Here is a 17,004-nt window from a genome sequence, read left to right as displayed (position 1 = left end):
GTCATGGTTCGTCACTGTTCTTCTCAAGTCTCATATCGACACTGTTCGATCAGAACGAGTGTTCAATACCTGCGTACACGCCGGTCTGGCTGTGGCCCGGAAGCGGGTTGTCCGCATTGCCCGGGAGGTTGGCTTCAAGGCTGAAGTCAGCGTTATTGCTGTTGCGCACGCTAGCGACCTGGATGTCAAGCAGAGTGCGCTTGGAGAGATTATACGAACCGCCAATCGTGTACATGGTTGCGTTACCCGCGCCGTTGTTCGCATTGACGTGGTACACGGCGGCAATCAACTGTGCGGCCGGCGTAGCATGCCACGTCACACCGCCGTATTCTTGATTTGCTGTCGTCGGAATGCCAACCGGGGCGCCGGTCACCCCCGAGCTACGCAACCCGTCATACATGGCGTTCAGCGTGAATGGCCCCAGGATCAGGTTGCCACCAGCCATATATTCGCGTGAGGAACCCCACACACCGTTCGTTGTGTCGCCAAGGCCGCCGTTCACATTGCGAACTTCGTCATAGACACCGCGAAGCTGGACATAACTGTTGTTGTACTTGATTTCTACAGCGTCCGAACGGCCTTCATTGTTCAGTTGACCGCCGTTGCCCGTAGCGCCTTCGTTAAAGTTCGTCTGGTTACCGAGTGAGTACTGGACGCGCGCTGCGAAGCCGCCGAACGTTTGCGAGTCGAAATTGATGTTGTTGCTCGAAGCCTGCCAGTTGCGGCCACGTACGAGTGACGCCGACGACCACGAGGACTGGGCGAACGGATCATATGCCCACAGGTCCTCGCCATCAAGGGTCAGCTCGCGACCCAAGGTCAGGGTACCGACCGAGGCGTCCGAGAGCCCAACCAATGCATAACGATTGAAGAGTTCGCCACCGCCGGGTAGGGCACCCGACGCTGTGCTGAAAGAACCTTCCAAATGGAACACGGCCGACAAGCCACCGCCCAGGTCTTCCACGCCCTTCATACCCCAGAGGCTGGTACCCCAGTCACCGCTTTCCAGTTTGACGCGAGATGTCGAGCCTCCGCCTGTCGTGCTAGGTATTCCGCTCATGTATTCAACGCCCGCATCCAGGCGGCCGAACAGCGTCACGCTGCTTTGAGCGTGAGCAATGACGCCAGCCGACATCAACGCAGCGGCGAGTAAAGCTTTTTTCATCGTCTCCTCCATACCCTATCAAAAGAAAAAACAAGAAGTACTGCTAATGGTGTTCGGGCGCCGGAGGCGCCGGAACAGACATCTCATACCAGGGAGGCGGTCAGACCGACCGGGATGTGTTGTCATGACCATGTAGCCTGAGGCTATCTTTGTGTCACGTTGGCTCACTCGTCGGCCGCTTCTCGTGGTTGCGTAGTCAAACTACTTTCAAATAACTTTCTTTTCGTACTTTGCCTACTGACCTGTCAAGAATACCCGAGAGACAGATAAAAAATCGATATCAGCGGGACTAGTGTGGCGAAATTGCCATATCGATCTGTGTAAGCAGATCGTCGAGAAGTGTTAGAACCTCGTATAACAAGGGAATTATAGTTTTTTGGGTGTAGTGGCAAGGATTGCCACTATTGACACTCTAAATCGATGAGAGTAGAGCGCCTTAATAAACATTTAACAAGGGATTTATGTGGCTGGTAAGCTATCAATGCCGATACTTATGCGGATAACGGCAGTAATGCATGGCAAGGTAAAATACCGTAACAAATAAGTAATATAAGAAATGTTCGGATTTTCTAATAGTCATATTGAGAGCGTCGCTATACCCTTAAACGCGTTTTGGGTCGCAGTTCAATGCAGCCTAGAGTGTGCCGTTCGACGGCAATCAGGCTGGATGCGCGGCACACAAAGGGGTTGGGGTTCTGTGTGGAAAGGGGACGCGGCTCGCGAAGCGCGACGCCAATGATTGTTATGATTATCGGTAAAAATCTATAGAAAAATAATTTGGTTCTATATGTTTTACGCAAAAGTTCGCGCGACGAGGAACGATTGCACGCGGACAGGTAAAGTCATGCAACAGACCGGTAATATAAGTAATGGTCGACCTGTTGTAGCATGCGCATCGATGCGTCGCGATACACATTGCGAGTCGCGTTTCATGAATTTGTGCCGTTCTTTCATGACCGGGCCAAAAGCGACATCTGCATACATAAACTGAAATAGAGTATTTCAGTTAAACCGCCCCCGGTAATCGTGGAGGCTGATAGGTTTAAGTCGATGTCGGCATAGCAGAGATATTTCTGAGTTGCTGATAGTAGTGTTGGCCCCAGCTTCCGCAGGCGGGATATAGCCGAGCGGTTCCACGGCCGATGACAGTTGAACCGGGCCACCTGTCCCAGCGCCGCCAGTTCGACCGACCCACGGTTTTTTCACGGCGCACGACGATGAATCAGTTCCGCCTTGTACAGGCCGTTGATCGTTTCAGTCAGCGTGTTGTCGTAGCTGCCTCTCCGGCTGCCGACCGACTGCTCGATGCCTGCTTGAGCCAGCCGTTCGCTGTCGCCAATATGCGCTCGCCAGCTTCGGGATGTCACTGGCATGACACAACGCCCTGACCTCGCGTTCCAGTGCCTTGAGGCGATCGCGTCCGACGTGGTTTCGCCCTCGCGCTCGACGCTATCAACTTCATCGCGTTCAAGAGTTCAAGCCTCCACCAAAGTCGGGCGGTTCAGTTTCGTGGCCGTGCATCCCGGCGCGGCGCCGCATGCGCGCGTGAACTGGTCGATGTCCGCGCTGAAGGAAATGAGCATCTATTTCTGTTGATTGCAGGACCGCGCAAGCTGGGCGTGCTGAACGCCGCCGCTGCGCCAAAAAAAATGCCATCTCACAGTTGGCAAACGACAAGGGAGTGAGACTCGATGTCTACTGGTGTGAAAAGTAACGCTGTCCCAGGTGCGGGCCGGCACGCCGACGGACCGAGGCTGCTAGCCGACATCGGCGGCGCCAACGCGCGCTTTGCGCTGGAGGCAGGACCGGGAGAGATTTTTCAGGTGCAGGAATATCCCTGCGCCGACTATCCGGGGATCGCCGAAGTCATCAGAAAGTACCTGCAAGACATGAAGATTGGCCGCGTGAACCACGCGGCGATTGCGATTGCGAACCCGGTCGACGGCGACCAGGTCAGCATGACCGACCACGACTGGACCTTTTCGATCGAAGCGACGCGCCGCGCGTTGGGTTTCGGCACGTTGCTGGTCGTCAACGACTTCACGGCGCTGGCGATGGCATTGCCGGGCCTGACGGATTCGCAACGCGTGCAGGTGGGCGGCGGCGCACGGCGGCCGAATAGCGTGATCGGGCTGCTGAGCCCCGGCACGGGTCTCCGCGTCTGCGGCCTGATTCCCGCCGCCGACCGCTGGATTGCGCTGGACAGTGAAGGCGGGCACACCACCTTCGCACCGGCCAATGAGCGCGAAGATATAGTGCTGCAATATGCGCGCAACCAGTGGTCGCATGTATCGTTTGAGCGCGTGTCAGCGGGCGCAGGCATCGAAGTAATTTATCGGGCGCTGGCAGCACGCGACAAGAAACGCGTAACCTTCGACAGCTCCGACGTGGTCAAGCGCGCGCTCGAAGGCGAGCCGCTGGCGGTGGAATCGGTTGATGTGTTCTGCGGCATCCTGGGCACCTTCGCCGGCAACATTGCGGTGACGCTGGGTGCGCTGGGGGGCATCTACATTGGCGGCGGCGTGGTGCCGCGGCTGGCCGGGTTCTTTGCGCGTTCGTCGTTCCGTGAGCGCTTTGAGGCGAAGGGCCGCTTCGAGGCGTATCTGCAGAACGTGCCGACCTACGTGATCACCGCTGAGTGTCCGGCGCTCCTCGGCGTCTCGGCGTTTCTGGCGGAACAGTTGTCGAATCGCGCGGGCGGGAATTCGACGGCGGTGTTCGAGCGCATCCGCCAGATGCGTGACGCGTTGTCGTCGGCAGAGCGGCGCGTGGCGGATCTGGCGTTGAATCATCCGCGATTGATCATCAACGATCCGATCGTCGACATTGCACGCAGGGCCGACGTAGGCACGTCGACGGTGATCCGTTTCTGCCGCTCACTGGGCTGCCCGCGATTGTCCGATTTCAAGCTGAAGCTGGCGACCGGATTGACCGGGATGATTCCGGTGAGTCACAGCCAGGTGCACCTGAGCGACACGGCGACGGACTTCGGCGCGAAGGTTCTGGACAACACGATCTCGGCGATTGTGCAATTGCGTGAGCATTTGAACTTCGAGCATGTCGAGCGGGCGATCGAACTGTTGAGCTGCGCGCGTCGGATTGAGTTCTACGGGCTCGGCAATTCGAACATCATCGTGCAGGATGCGCACTACAAGTTCTTCCGTTTTGGAATCCCTACGATTGCTTATGGCGACCCGTACATGCAGGCCGCGTCTGCGGCGCTGCTTGGCAAGGGCGATGTGATTGTTGCGGTGTCGAGGTCAGGGCGTGCGCCGGAGTTGCTGCGTGTGCTGGACGTGGCGATGCAGGCAGGGGCGCAGGTGATTGCCATTACGTCTAGCAATACGCCGTTGGCTAAACGCGCTACTGTGGCGCTGGAGAAGGATCGTATTGAGATTCGTGAGTCGCAGCTTTCCATGATTTCGCGGATCTTGCATCTGGTCATGATTGATATTCTTGCTGTTGGCGTGGCTATTCGGCGCGCTGCGCCTGGCGAGGATGTGGCTGAGGCTGTCGCCAGAGTGCGCGGTGGCGCGGATGATGACGCCACTGCTGCGCTCGATTGGCTTAGTCATGGGGCGGCTGCTTGCGCTACGGGCTCCCGTAAGAAGTTGGTCTTGCCGAATGGCGTGACCCCAGACGTAGGGCTGGAACGGGCATGAATTAGGGGTTCGGGAACTCCCAGAATCAATATTTGTGTCGCCCGCTCGCCGTACTGGCTATGGCGCAACGGAAGCCTACATCCCGGTTGTGGTCACGTTGCGAGTTCGCAATCTTTGCCAGTTCATCCCAAGGGTTGTCTTGACCGTTGGTCTCGACGACCCACGCGTCCCATTGGTCGCTCAGCTTCTTAGCGGTTCCCCGGTCGGCTTTGAGTCCTACGAACGCCCAAACACAAGCATACGTTCGAACTCCGGTTCGACTCCGGCGAGTCGCACGCAGGGTATGCGGTGCTTGCCAGCCGCCGCTCTATGCCGATGCCGAAGCCAGGCGATTGCGCCCCAATGAAACCCCCGTCCGGGCGCCTTCCCAAGATTGTTGTTCCCCGTAGAAAAGTAAATTCAAGTTATTAACATAAAAATCTAATAGTAGGGGTATACACTCGTTTCGACGCTGCTGTAACGGAGGCTCTGGTTCCTTCCGCAGCCTCTTCCCACAGCCGAAACTCTCCTGGAGGTACATCATGAATACCAAACTCATCGCCGCTGTCCTGATCGCGGCTTCAACCGCCATCGCCGCCCCTGCTTTCGCGGCAGGCGGGAGCGGCGGCGGCGGCACCGGCCCCGCTGGCCCGGTTGGGTACGACTGGAGCGCTACGCCACAAGGTCAGCGGGTACAAAAAGCCTGGGCTGAACGGGCTGAACGTCAAAGCGCCGTCCGCAATGCGAACACGGCTTACGGCGGCACCGACAGCACGGGGTCGCAATCGGGCGCAGCGTCGCCCGTCGGCGAAGGTCACTGACCGCGAACGGGGTGCCCGCCTTGCTCGTGTTGGCCGGATCCGGCTGCTGCGTGTGAACGCTTTTGGGTTTTATTGCGCCTTCTCAGCGCTCGATCGTCTTGAACACCCGATTCTTGTCGAGGGTGGCTGCATCGAGCGTCTTCTCGCCGACTTCCGTGGGCAGCGATGTGCTGGCGTCTTCCAACGCGGGTCCGGTATAACGGCCTCGTGGCCGGATGACCTTACCCACCCGGAGCTGCTCGATACAATGCGCAAGGAGACCCACACTTCGGGCCGTTGCGAACAACGCGAACGACGCATCGCCTGGCAACTTTAACTGCACCGCCAAAGCGGCCAGCGCAAGGTCGATATTCGGCTTGAGCCCGGTCAGCTCAGCCACCCTGTTGATGAACGACATTAGCTCTTGAGGTGGATTCAGCACTTCGAGCAACGCGCCCGCCCGCGGATCGCCGTCCGGATACAGATGATGTCCGAAACCCGGGATAGGAATGGCCGACTGCAAGTAATGGGCAACCACGTACTCCACACCCAATTTTCCAACGTCGCCGAATACGGCCCCCACGCGGCCTGACGCATCGCCATGCAGTGGGCCGGAGAAAGTCGCGAGCCCCGTGAGCAGGCATCCTTGGCAGCGATGCGCCGGTGGAAGCGGTAATCCTTGCAGCGAACGCCGAACTCGTAATCCCGTGGTCGGCCACGAGGACCATGGCTCTGCGGATGAGTTTGGCACCATCGCGATCCTTGCCCCAACCGAGCGCGAGCCGTTCATGCGTCCTTTGTGCATTCGCGGCACATCGCACGCCAAAGGCTTGTGCGATGAGAGCCACCAGCCTGCCAGCCTCGACATGCAGTGCGCTGTCCGTGCGTCCTATCGTCGAGTGCCCGCAGGCCGCGAGCGCTGCCAGCGATATGAATGCGCATTGCCTGCTTCGCTCGACGCCCTGTAGCGGCACGTCACCGGTTTCGAAGGAAACGGGCGTACGCGCGTTCCAGAGAATGGTCGCCACGTCCTCGAGCGTTGCCGTGTCCGAAAGCCGGATGCTATCCCGCCCCCGATAATATGGCCGACCTTTTGAGAAGGTGGTAATGCTGCTGTAAATGCAGGGCTCTGCACCGAATATTGTCCCGGCGGCAAGTGCCTCGCGTTTGCGTCCCACCTGTTTTTTCCGGTACAGACCGGCGACGTCCTCCGCACAATAGAAGCTCTTACGCGGATCATGCGGATCCGGCATGACGGCGATGTTGCCTCGGCTGACGTACGCGTAAATAGTTTGCGTCCGCATTCAGAGTTGTCGAGCGGCTTCAGTCAGAGTGATCCAGTTTCCCATGGGATGGCAGGCAAGATGATGCAGCGGAGCAGGGCGGTGGGGAAGTCACGAAATGGGTCGCGCTTTGCATACGAGCACGACCGGTTTAGCGACGATACTGATCTCTTTTCAGGTAAATGTCATCTCGGCGCTCTTCGCTTGCTTTTGCTTGTTATGAGGTGAGGAGGTTGGGACGCTCACCAATGCGCGAGCGTTACAGTTCGATGCGCGAAAGCTTCCCCAGCAGCACGGAGTAAGAGAGCGTCCCGAGCAGGCATATCGCGCCCATCAGGTCGAGCGCCCAGTAGAAGTGGCCGTTGCGCTGGGTGATGTAGCCGATCATGATCAGCGTAGTGACGGCCGCGATGTTGGCCGCCAGGCTGGTGATGCTGCTGGTCAGTCCCACGTACTGCCGAGGCGCGACTTTGGAGACGGCGGCCCACGACATCGACTCGACGCCCTGCGCGAAGAACGCGATAGTCAGGATGACGATCACCCACTCGTTCGACTCGACGAAATTGACGAGTACGATAGACGCGCCGAGCACCGTGCCGATGATGAGTGGCGCCTTGCGCGCAGTGGAAATCGACATCCCGCGCCGGATGAAAAAGTCCGAGAGGAAGCCCGCCACGAGAATGCCGATCGTCGCGCCGATAAAAGGGAGTGCCTGGAAGACTCCGACCTTGATCATCGACATGTGACGCGCTTCGATCAGATAGGTCATGAACCACGTGGTGAAGAAGACCAGCAGGGTATTGTTGCAGAACTTGCCAAGGCAGATGGCGAGAATCTGCCGGTAGCCAAGCAGCTTGAGCGCCATGTGCCAATCGAACTTCTCGCGGGGCTTACGAGCCGCCGTTGCGCCTTCATTGATGTATTGCAGCTCGGCGGCATTTACGCCCGCATGCTGAAACGGATCGCGATACACCCGGTACCACAGAAGACTGAACAGAATGCCGAAGCCGCCCGTCACGAAAAAGACGGTACGCCACCCGTACGCGGCGGAGATCCACAGCAACAAGCCGGTGAACAAGGGCGTCCCGAAGCATTGCCCCATTACATAGACGCTAGTCGCGAAGCCGCGTTCACGCGAAGGAAACCACAACGTCACAGCGCGCGCGTTCGAAGGGAAGGCCGGCGCTTCCATTGCGCCGATTGCGAGCCGTGATCCGAGCAGCATCTGATAGCCGGTTGCGAAACCTTGTGTCAGCGTGGCGAATGACCAGCCGACGAGAGACAGGCCATAGGCGAGGCGAGAGCCGAGAATGTCGGTCAGCACGCCGCCGGGCACCAGGGCAAACGAATAGGCAACGCCAAATGCCGCAAACAGCTCGCCCATCTGCATCCTGTCGAGCGCCAGGCCCTTCGAGAGGCTCGGCGCAACGATGCCCAGCGCCGACCGGTCCACGTAGTTGAGGATGGTTGCCACGAGCAACATCGAGAGCACGGCGTACCGCACTCCGGAGCGCTTCGTGGTATCCGCGTAAGCCGGGTTTCGCGCCGGCAATGTTTGTTCCTCTGTCGCGCGCGGCGTTCAGGGTGCCATGCGTCTTGTAGGCAAGCTTGGCGCCACGTAGTGTCGCGCCGGATTGCAGCACGACATCGCCCATCTCGGCAATTTCGAACGTATCTGATTTTTTCGTCATAGGTTAAACATTTACGGAAACGGCAAACAAAAAAAGCCCGTCAACCAGGATTGGCCTGGTTGGCGGGCTTCATTGGCCGGGGCCGGCACGGACGCCTTTGTCCGTGCAGACAAGTGATCAGGGAGTTGCTGCGGTGTTTCAGCGTTTGCTAGAAGCATCCGGCGGGCAACGCGAGGCAATACCGCATATGTCATGCCTGCTGTTACGACACGCGGCTAATCGTCCACCAAGGCGAGTGCTGGCTTGGCGCAGATGGCCGTGTGCATCTGCGTGGTGATAACTAAGCCGTCGATGTGGCGCACCACGTACAGGCAAAACGCGCACTGCGCGCGTGCGTCCAACATGAAAAATGCACTGCGAGCGCCGCAACACCTACCGGGCACGAGTGATCGAACGCAGCTTGCACGAGTACTGGCATCACGTTCGCCGTATCGACGCGCCGGGTCCAGCTGCAGCAAGTGATCATCAATCTTGCAATGAATGTTGTCCATGCCATGGCGAGCGTCACCGATCGCGTGCGTGTGCTAACCATCCGAACTGAACAGCGCGAATCCGACGAGGTGCTCGTGGCCGTGCAGGACGTCGGCATCGGCACGGAGCCCGAGGGGCTGGACCGACTGTTCAGTGCGTTTTACACGACGAAGCCAGATGGAATGGGTATGGGACTCTCCATCTGTCGTTCGATCGTTGAAGCTCACGGAGGGACGGGTGGGCGTCGCGCAATATTGGCCCGGGAATGACATTTCAATTTTCCGTTTCCGCGTCTCGGTAGCGTTGCCGTGTCGGAAGGCGGCTTGTCTCGCGAGAGCGGCCGTGGCAAGCCGCTTATACATTTGTATCATTTGCCTGCGGTAACTCGCGAGCTACGATTTGTACTGAGCCGCATCCACGCAATTCCGTGTGACATGCTTGGCTTCCAGTGTTTCGAGGTCCGTCGCTCGTATCTTCTCAAGTTGTTTCTATCGTTGATGACGATCAGGGTGCCCGGTTTGCGACCGCGAGCCTGGTTCGGTCGTTGGGGTGGCGGGCGCAAGTGTTTGCATCGGCGGAAGAATTTCTGGATTCAGGTTTGCTCGACGAAACGTCATTCCTGATTTCGGATATACAGATGCCGGGCTTGTCTGGAATCGAAATGCACGACCGCCTCCTCGGCCTCGGGTACGCAATTCCGGTCATTTTCATTACGGCATTCCCGACTGCTGCCCTGAGGGCGGAAATCGAGGCTATAGGCGCAGCCGCTTTTCTCGAGAAGCCCGTTGATGCCACCACGGTCGAGCGATTGCTCAATCTTGCGCTGGGCACGCCATAGCACGACGTTCGCCCGTCGGAATACTGTTGGCGTGCCGGGCTCACCTACTGACATACGGCTCTGCGCTCTGCAAATTTCGTTGCGAAGGATGCATCGCCTCGCCACGCACACATTGTTCGACATATACGAAAGTGTCGGAGTGCGATCCAAAAACAGAGTCATTTCGTCCGTTCGTAGAATGGTTTTGTGTGCCTCGGACCTGTACCTTGTTCTCAAGGCCTACGTGCTAGCGCAATGCGCTTGCGGTGGACGCCGCGATTGCGGCATATCTGAAGGAGGGGCAGGCGATGATGACGGTCATGCTGATCTACACGTCCGGCTTCCTCGTTGTCGTGGCGAGTGTGCCGGTCGCAACGATCATGACCGTAACGCGTCGTTGAAACGGGGGCATGTCGTATCCAACCGCTGTCGTCATCCGCATCCGTGTGATTTGACCGAGTAAATTTTCGATGTTGCGGAGGTTGTCATGTTCAGCCATTCCAATCAGATCGCCATTCCTTTCTCGTTCGAAACCGAACTGAGGGTATGGGTAAACGCCGTGTACGAGAACGCCGTGGGAAAGGGCTTCGTGCGCGTGCCTTGGCATCCTGATGACAGGACGGTGCGGCGACTGAAGGGTTACTTTCAGTCCGGCCTGTCGCCTGCCGAAGCCGTGCGCGCGTGCTTCTGTCCGAGCCATTGACGTAGCGGCGGACCGGCACGCTCAATCGGCAAGGCGCACGAGTTTAGCGCCGTATTTTTAACACCGCGCACTCAGACATTCAAGAATGTCGGGAGTTTCATCTTGGCATCAGTCCGGGTTTATATGGCCGATGTTAGAAAGGAGAGGTCGATCAGACACGGGACGACGCAAGGCGCGGCGTTCCCCGACCCATAGCGGCGTATTCGATTTATGGCACTCAAGCTGGTCACGCACTGCTTGACCCCATGTTCGTGACGCGGAGAGAACATGCAACTAGCAAGTAACAAAACGCAGCCGGCCATCGGCGGCGACTTTGCCCGAATTGACGGGCCGGTTAAGGTCAGCGGCGCGGCGACGTACACGTCGGATTTCAATTTTCCAGGGATGCTTTACGCCGTACCGGTTTGCGCGACGATCGCCAAGGGGCGCATCGATCAGCTGGAAACGGCCGCTGCCTCGAAGATGCCGGGCGTCCGGGTTGTCTTCACACGCGAGAACATCGGCAAGTTCTATCGCGTCGGCTTCGGACCACGAATCGACGAACGGCGCCCGCCGCTCGACGACGACATCATCTCGTACTATGGCCAGTATATTGCAGTCGTCGTGGCCGATACGTTCGAGCAGGCAACCGCCGCGTCGCATGCAGTGAAGGCGCGGTATGTGCAGAGTCGACCCGATGTGACGGTCCAGATGTCCGCACAGGGGACGCCGTCCGTCGACACGCAGCGCGGCGACGCAGAGGCTACATTCGCGGCCGCCTCTGATGCGCTGAAGCTTGACCACATCTACACGACACCGATCGAAACGCACAACCCGATCGAACTGCATGCCACGGTGGCCGTATTCGATGGCACGAACTACACGCTCTACGAAACCACGCAGTCGATCGTCAACCAGCGGCAGATGATGGCCCAGATGCTCGGCGTGCCGGAAGACCAGGTGCGCGTCATCATGAAGTATCTAGGCTCCGGATTCGGTGGCAAGCTGTTTCCGTGGTCCCACTCGCTACTCGCCGCCGCCGCGGCTCGCAATCTGCGACGGCCCGTCAAGCTGGTGCTGACGCGCGAGATGATGTTCCAGAACGTGGGCCACCGCCCGGCCACGGAGCAGCGCATACGCTTGTCGGCAACACGCGATGGACGTTTTACATCGCTACAGCAGCACTACGTCTATCAAACAGCCCGCCTGGATACACGCAAAGAGAATTGCGGCGAGGCGACAGGCTATCTCTATAGCTCGCCGAACCTGCAAGTGACCGCTGCCCCTGCGGGCCGGGACATCGCGCCCAGCACATCCATGCGCGGCCCGGGCGCCGTGCCTGGCTTGTTCGCCGTCGAATCGGCGGTCGATGAACTCGCCATCAAGCTCAATATCGATCCCGTCCTGTTGCGCCTTTTGACATCCTCACCGGCCTGAAGGCCGATGATTCCTACAACCCTAGGCCGGGATGGCGCTAGTGGTTTCGGCGGGTTCCTGCTTCGACGGGCGGCCCGACTGCACCATCCCTCACAGGCAATAACGGCATGTCCTGCCGCTAAAATGTTGAGCGCTCCGACCGTATCCGCGTGGTCGGAGTGCCCGCACGCGACGCAGGCGAACAGCGCTTGCGTCTTGCGATTATCCTTCGATACATGGCCACAGCACGGGCACCTACGGCTCGTGTTCTTAGGGTCTACTGCGACGAAATACCCGCCGCGCCATGCCGTCTTGTATTCGAGTTGGCGGCGGAATTCGCCCCAACCCTGGTCGAGAATCGACTTGTTAAGGCCGGACTTCGCGCGGACATTGCGCCCTGGTGCGTCTACCGTACCTTTCGCCGACTTCGACATGTTGCTGATTTTCAGGTCTTCGACCGCAATCATTGCGTGGTTTTTGCTGATTGAGTTCGACGCCTTGTGGAGAAAATCAGCGCGAGCGTCCGCAATACGCGCGTGGATGCGCTGAATGCGGGACTTCGCTTTCTTCCAGTTGCTACTGCCTTTGACCTTGCGAGCCATGCGGCGCTGATACTTTGCGAGCCGCTGTTCGTGCTTACGGAAAGACGCGAGCGGCGCGATGAAACTGCCGTCGCTCAGGGTGGCGAAGCGGGCAACGCCCACGTCGATACCGACGGCGGGACCGTGCGGAACCGGTTGCTCTACCTCGCGCTTCGTGAGGATGGACACGTACCACTTGCCCGCGCGCAGCGACACGGTAGCGCTACGCACTTCGCCGGGAACGTCGCGGCTCTTTCGGTAGCGAAGCCATCCGAGTTTCGGAACCTTGATGCGCCCGTTGCTGGTATCGACCGTAATCTGATTCCTGTCGGGGAACTGGAAGCTATCGCCCAGGCCTTTGCGCTTGAACTGCGGGAACGACGCGCGCCCGGCGAAGAAGTTTTTGAACGAGGCTTCGAGATGCTTGAGCGCGTGCTGCTGCGTATGCACCGGGCCATCCTTCAGCCACGGCGTATCTGAGCTATTGCGCCATTCAGTGAGGCGCTTTGCCATGCCGACGTAGCCGACGAACTTCTGCCCGGCAGCGTGATTTTCCTTCTGGAACGCCAGCGCCTTGTTATAGACGAACCGGCACGCGCCCGCGAACTGGCGCATCTTGCGCGCTTGTTCGCCGGTCGGCATGAGTTCGAATTTGAAGGCTTGAAGGAGTTCCATGCGGCGTACTATACTTTGGCCTTTTAAATCACGCAAGGGGAATTTATGGGACGCCCACGTAGTACAGACCCTGACTTGAGGCACGGAAGGCACTGTGTATTTTTGATGCACGTGCATTTGGTCTTTGTAACCAGGTGCCGGCGCGGCGTCTTCACGAAAGAGATCATCGATGACCTTCGGGTCGTGTTCGCGAGCGTCTGTCGCGACTTCGAAGCGGAGCTAGTGGAGTTCGACGGCGAAGACGACCACGTACACCTGTTGGTGAACTACCCGCCCAAGCTCGCCGTGTCGGCACCGGTGAATAGCCTGAAGGGTGTTTCGAGCCGGATGATTCGCCAGAAGAACTACCCGACCATCCGGCGCAAGTTGTGGGGCGGCGCGCTATGGTCGCCGTCATACTTTGCCGGTAGCTGCGGCGGTGCGCCCATCGCAGTTGTGCGGCAGTACATCGAACAGCAGAAGACGCCGCACTAAGGCCGTAGAAGGACGGCTACGCCGTCCGCGCTATCCTTCCCGCCCCCTGAAGGGCGACGTTTGACGCGCATCCGATCAATGAGCCGACGATCGACGAAAGCCTGGATGTGCCTTTTTCCTCCCGGCATCTCAAGGAGTGCCTGACGCGCGGCGCAGAACAATTCGGCTGGGCAGCACGCAAGACGCCGGTCGGGTCGATGCGTCATGACGGCTTGGTGATCGGCTGGGGAGTCGCAGCGGGGTCGTGGCAGGCGCAGCGATCCGCCGCGGAGGTCACGTTGAACTGAACGCCGACGCGACGGCGCGCGTGTTGACAGCGACTCAGGACATCGGCACGGGGACGTACACGGTACTCGCGCAGATGGTGGCCAATGTGACCGGAATCTCGCTCGACAGAATTTCCGTGGTGATCGGTGACACGCGCTTGCCTCCCGGCCCGATGTCAGGAGGCTCGAGGGCTACGGCGTCGCTGGTTCCTGCCGTGGCGCAGGCGGCGCAGATAGCGGTCCAGCACCTTTTGCTCACCGCAGCCGAAGCAGCTAACTCGCCGTTCAACGGGCAGAAGGCGGATGCACTCGGTTTTGAGCAAGGGATGGTTTATCGCAAAGGAACCTCGCCGGGAGCAGGGGTGCCCTTCGAGCGGATTCTGGGGCCGGTGGGGATCAACACGGTGGTCGGAAGGGGGCGGTCCGGCCCGAATCAGGACGATCCTGACGCCAAGCGCGTGTCGGTGCATTCGTACTGCGCGCATTTTGTCGAGGTGACATGGCAGCCTGAAACAGCGCGGTTGCGGGTTAGCCGCGTGGTGAGCGTGATCGATGGCGGCAAGATTATCAATGCCCGTACGGCTCGCAACCAGATCGAAGGAGCCGTTGTGATGGGTATCGGCATGGCGCTATTCGAAGCGACGAACTACGACAGCCGTTCCGGCGCCCCAATCAACCGCAGCCTTGCCGACTATGTCATGGCCACGCATGCCGACGCACCGTAGATCGACGTAGAGTTCCTCGACTATCCGGATCTCGCATTGAATCCACTCGGCGCGCGCGGTGTCGGAGAGATTGGCATCGCGGGCATTGCGCCAGCGATTGCGAACGCTGTCTATCATGCGACGGGCGTGCGCGTGCGCAATCTTCCGATTCGGCTCGAAGATCTGTTGGCGGCTCAAGTGTCCCTATAGACGCGCCCCAATGGGAATGGTCGTCTGTACGCTGCCACTTTGGCTATGGCATGACCAAGCAACCTGATTTCTTGTTTAACCCTCAAAGCAGCTGCTCCGGGGGGCAGAGCGCAGCGGGCACCCTAACCCTTTTCTGCCTTACGGGCCCGCTCGTTGAGCTCGCGCAAATGGTCAAGCTTGTCGCCAATCCTGGTTTCGAGACCCCGCGGCACTGGCTGATACCACCGCTGCTCAGGGATATCTTCCGGGAAGTAGTTTTCCCCCGCTGCGTATGCGTCCGGTTCGTCGTGCGCGTAGCGGTAGTCCTTCTTGTAGCCGAGCTCCTTCATGAGTTGCGTTGGCGCATTGCGCAGGTGCAGGGGCACCGGGCGTGTGCGGTCGCTACGCACGAATGACAACGCCTGATGCCACGCCATGCTTACGGCATTCGACTTCGGCGCGACCGCGATGTACACAAGGGCTTGCGCCAGCGCAAGTTCGCCTTCGGGTGAGCCAAGCCGCTCATAGGCCTCAGCCGCGTTCACCGCGACCTGCAACGCTCGTGGGTCCGCGTTGCCTACTTCCTCGCTTGCAAGCACGATGATGCGGCGCGCGAGATAACGAATGTCGACACCTCCGTCAATCATCCGGGCCATCCAGTACAGGGCCGCATCCGGGTCGGAGCCGCGGGCAGATTTGATAAGCGCCGAAATCTGGTCGTAGAACTCCTCGCCGCCTTTGTCGAAACGCCGGGTGGTCGCCGCGGACGCGCCGATGACGAAGCTATTGTCGATGCGCGTTACCCCCGCCGCCGCTGCAGCATTGGCGAGCTGCTCAAGAAGGTTCAGAAACTTCCGGCCGTCGCCATCGGCAAATCCGATGACAGCTTCGAGGGCGGCCTCCTCAAATGCCAGATCCCCCAGCACACCGTGGGCTCGCTCAAAGAGCTGTCGCAGTTCCCCGTCGGACAGCGGTTTTAGCACATACACCTGCGCACGGGACAGCAGGGCGCTGTTGACCTCAAAACTGGGATTTTCCGTTGTGGCACCGATGAGGGTCACCCGACCGACCTCCACGTGTGGCAGCAACGCATCCTGCTGACTCTTGTTGAGACGGTGTATTTCGTCGAGAAACAAGACGGTTGAGCGGCCATGTTGGTCTAGCACCTGCTGGGCACGCGTAGCGGCCTCCCTCAGTTCCTTGACGCCTGCGGCGACGGCGGACTCGGCGATGAATTCATAGTCGAACGCCTTCGCGGCAAGCCGCGCAATCGTCGTCTTGCCGACGCCGGGCGGTCCCCAGAGGATGAAGGAGTGCAGCATTCTGGAGTCGAGCGCTAGCCGAAGGGGTTTGCCGGGACCAAGCAGATGAGCTTGCCCCACGACATCGTTGATCGATTCGGGTCGGAGCTGCTCGGCGAGCGGCGCGCGAGGTTTGATAGTAAAGAGATCAGTCATGTCGCATGCAGCGTGTGGCCTATGTACCGGAGGCATTCAGGCTTGCGGGTTCGGTTCACCGCAAGAAGACGCGCCCGCAGATGCCGGGGCGTGGAAATCAGTGATTCGCCTCAACTGCGACCGGAATTCGCCGGATCTTGGATTCTACGCGTAAGCGACAGGCTCAAGCTCCTTGAGCGTCCACGCATCTACGCGTCTTCGCTGCTGCGGGATGTACTCGTCCATTTCCTTGAGTTGCTGCTTCAACTGCTTTCTGGTCGCGCGTTCAGGCAGCGTTTTTCCAGGACCAGCGATTTCGATTCTTCGGTAAGCGAAGGGACCCACGTGTCGTCGACGCCCCTGCTGCAATTGTAACGTAGCGGTGCCGGCCTGTAATTTGAAAGTAGTTGTGAAACGAGAAGCTCATTTGCAACACAGAATTTCACGAAGGCCACTAATTGAATCGCTGTCAGTGCGTTTTGACTTCCGGACTTCGATCTCGTGTTTTGGAGCGCTACTGCCATTGTGTGGCTGAAAATTTCGTGTGCGCGGCAGGTTTTGGTGGACCCTTTCGATTGGCGTTGGATATTTTTCTTCTTCTCTCCTATCTTCCTGGTCTTACGATGCCACAGAAGTAGTTTGCTTTCGCTATTTGTAGCCGGCCCTCGAAACTCTTCGATTAGTCACGTTAAATAGGATCACTAATCAACAAA

The 17,004-nt window shown here is 59.0% G+C and carries 13 protein-coding genes and 5 pseudogenes; 11 read left to right on the top strand and 7 right to left on the bottom strand.

All coding sequences use genetic code 11. The annotated features are described in order from the left end of the window. Positions 1-49 precede the first annotated feature (49 nt). Together P3T40_RS23120 and P3T40_RS23115 are read right to left on the bottom strand one after the other, a co-directional pair. Positions 50-1,165, bottom strand: coding sequence for a porin (locus P3T40_RS23120; RefSeq protein WP_429270031.1), 1,116 nt, complete (start codon positions 1,163-1,165; stop codon positions 50-52). A 1,042-nt stretch (positions 1,166-2,207) separates the two neighbouring features. Further along, positions 2,208-2,496 (bottom strand): annotated as a pseudogene (locus P3T40_RS23115) (IS3 family transposase); the annotation flags it as partial. A 175-nt stretch (positions 2,497-2,671) separates the two neighbouring features. Between P3T40_RS23115 and P3T40_RS23110 the strand changes: the two are divergent. The 3 genes and pseudogenes from P3T40_RS23110 to P3T40_RS23100 all read left to right on the top strand — a co-directional run. Next, positions 2,672-2,879, top strand: a pseudogene (locus P3T40_RS23110) (6-phosphogluconolactonase); the annotation flags it as partial. Further along, positions 2,857-4,758: pseudogene (locus P3T40_RS23105) on the top strand (bifunctional transcriptional regulator/glucokinase); the annotation flags it as partial. The pseudogenes P3T40_RS23110 and P3T40_RS23105, both read left to right, overlap by 23 nt. A gap of 590 nt (positions 4,759-5,348) precedes the next feature. Beyond that, the gene (locus P3T40_RS23100) at positions 5,349-5,627 is read left to right on the top strand and encodes a hypothetical protein (protein WP_429270030.1); all 279 of its coding nucleotides are present in this window, start codon (positions 5,349-5,351) and stop codon (positions 5,625-5,627) included. 82 nt (positions 5,628-5,709) lie between these two features. Here P3T40_RS23100 and P3T40_RS23095 read toward each other — a convergent pair. From P3T40_RS23095 to P3T40_RS23085, 3 genes and pseudogenes are all read right to left on the bottom strand, one after another. Next, positions 5,710-6,910 (bottom strand): annotated as a pseudogene (locus P3T40_RS23095) (citrate synthase). A 238-nt stretch (positions 6,911-7,148) separates the two neighbouring features. Next, entirely contained in the window at positions 7,149-8,372 is a 1,224-nt protein-coding gene (locus P3T40_RS23090) for an MFS transporter (protein WP_429270136.1), read from the bottom strand. Positions 8,373-8,795: 423 nt separating this feature from the next. Continuing rightward, positions 8,796-8,924: a hypothetical protein gene (locus P3T40_RS23085; RefSeq protein ID WP_429270029.1), complete on the bottom strand. Its 129-nt coding sequence runs from the start codon at positions 8,922-8,924 to the stop codon at positions 8,796-8,798. Positions 8,925-9,038: 114 nt separating this feature from the next. On the opposite strand from P3T40_RS23085, the gene P3T40_RS23080 reads away from it, so the two are divergent. The 5 genes and pseudogenes from P3T40_RS23080 to P3T40_RS23060 form a co-directional block, all read left to right on the top strand. Then, the gene (locus tag P3T40_RS23080; protein ID WP_429270028.1) at positions 9,039-9,320 is read left to right on the top strand and encodes an ATP-binding protein; all 282 of its coding nucleotides are present in this window, start codon (positions 9,039-9,041) and stop codon (positions 9,318-9,320) included. 179 nt (positions 9,321-9,499) lie between these two features. Next, on the top strand, positions 9,500-9,889 hold the full coding sequence (locus P3T40_RS23075; protein WP_429270027.1) for a response regulator transcription factor: 390 nt from the start codon (positions 9,500-9,502) through the stop codon (positions 9,887-9,889). A gap of 245 nt (positions 9,890-10,134) precedes the next feature. Further along, positions 10,135-10,269 carry a hypothetical protein gene (locus tag P3T40_RS23070; RefSeq protein ID WP_429270026.1) on the top strand — a complete coding sequence of 45 codons (135 nt, stop codon included), beginning with the start codon at positions 10,135-10,137 and terminating at the stop codon, positions 10,267-10,269. A gap of 86 nt (positions 10,270-10,355) precedes the next feature. After that, on the top strand, positions 10,356-10,571 hold the full coding sequence (locus P3T40_RS23065) for a hypothetical protein (protein ID WP_429270025.1): 216 nt from the start codon (positions 10,356-10,358) through the stop codon (positions 10,569-10,571). Between the two features lie 267 nt (positions 10,572-10,838). Next, positions 10,839-11,906, top strand: a pseudogene (locus P3T40_RS23060) (xanthine dehydrogenase family protein molybdopterin-binding subunit); the annotation flags it as partial. Here P3T40_RS23060 and P3T40_RS23055 read toward each other — a convergent pair. Beyond that, positions 11,801-13,222, bottom strand: a complete 1,422-nt coding sequence (locus tag P3T40_RS23055) for an RNA-guided endonuclease InsQ/TnpB family protein (protein WP_429270024.1) — start codon at positions 13,220-13,222, stop codon at positions 11,801-11,803. The pseudogene P3T40_RS23060 and the gene P3T40_RS23055 overlap by 106 nt on opposite strands. A 45-nt stretch (positions 13,223-13,267) precedes the next feature. Here P3T40_RS23055 and tnpA point away from each other — a divergent pair, with 45 nt between their 5' ends. From tnpA to P3T40_RS23040, 3 genes are all read left to right on the top strand, one after another. Next, on the top strand, positions 13,268-13,696 hold the full coding sequence (gene tnpA, locus P3T40_RS23050) for an IS200/IS605 family transposase (protein ID WP_429270023.1): 429 nt from the start codon (positions 13,268-13,270) through the stop codon (positions 13,694-13,696). Between the two features lie 107 nt (positions 13,697-13,803). After that, complete coding sequence (locus tag P3T40_RS23045; RefSeq protein ID WP_429270022.1) at positions 13,804-13,983, top strand: hypothetical protein; 180 nt, start codon at positions 13,804-13,806, stop codon at positions 13,981-13,983. Positions 13,984-14,003: 20 nt separating this feature from the next. Next, a complete protein-coding gene (locus P3T40_RS23040; protein WP_429270021.1) occupies positions 14,004-14,687 on the top strand; it encodes a molybdopterin cofactor-binding domain-containing protein in 684 nt (227 codons plus the stop codon). Positions 14,688-14,998: 311 nt separating this feature from the next. On the opposite strand, the gene P3T40_RS23035 is transcribed toward P3T40_RS23040, so the two are convergent. Next, positions 14,999-16,312, bottom strand: coding sequence for a replication-associated recombination protein A (locus tag P3T40_RS23035; protein WP_429270020.1), 1,314 nt, complete (start codon positions 16,310-16,312; stop codon positions 14,999-15,001). Positions 16,313-17,004 lie beyond the last annotated feature (692 nt).

Origin of the sequence: Paraburkholderia sp. EB58, assembly GCF_050436665.1 — a bacterium.
Classification (GTDB): Bacteria; Pseudomonadota; Gammaproteobacteria; order Burkholderiales; family Burkholderiaceae; genus Paraburkholderia.
This window is presented reverse-complemented; position numbering and strand designations above follow the sequence as displayed.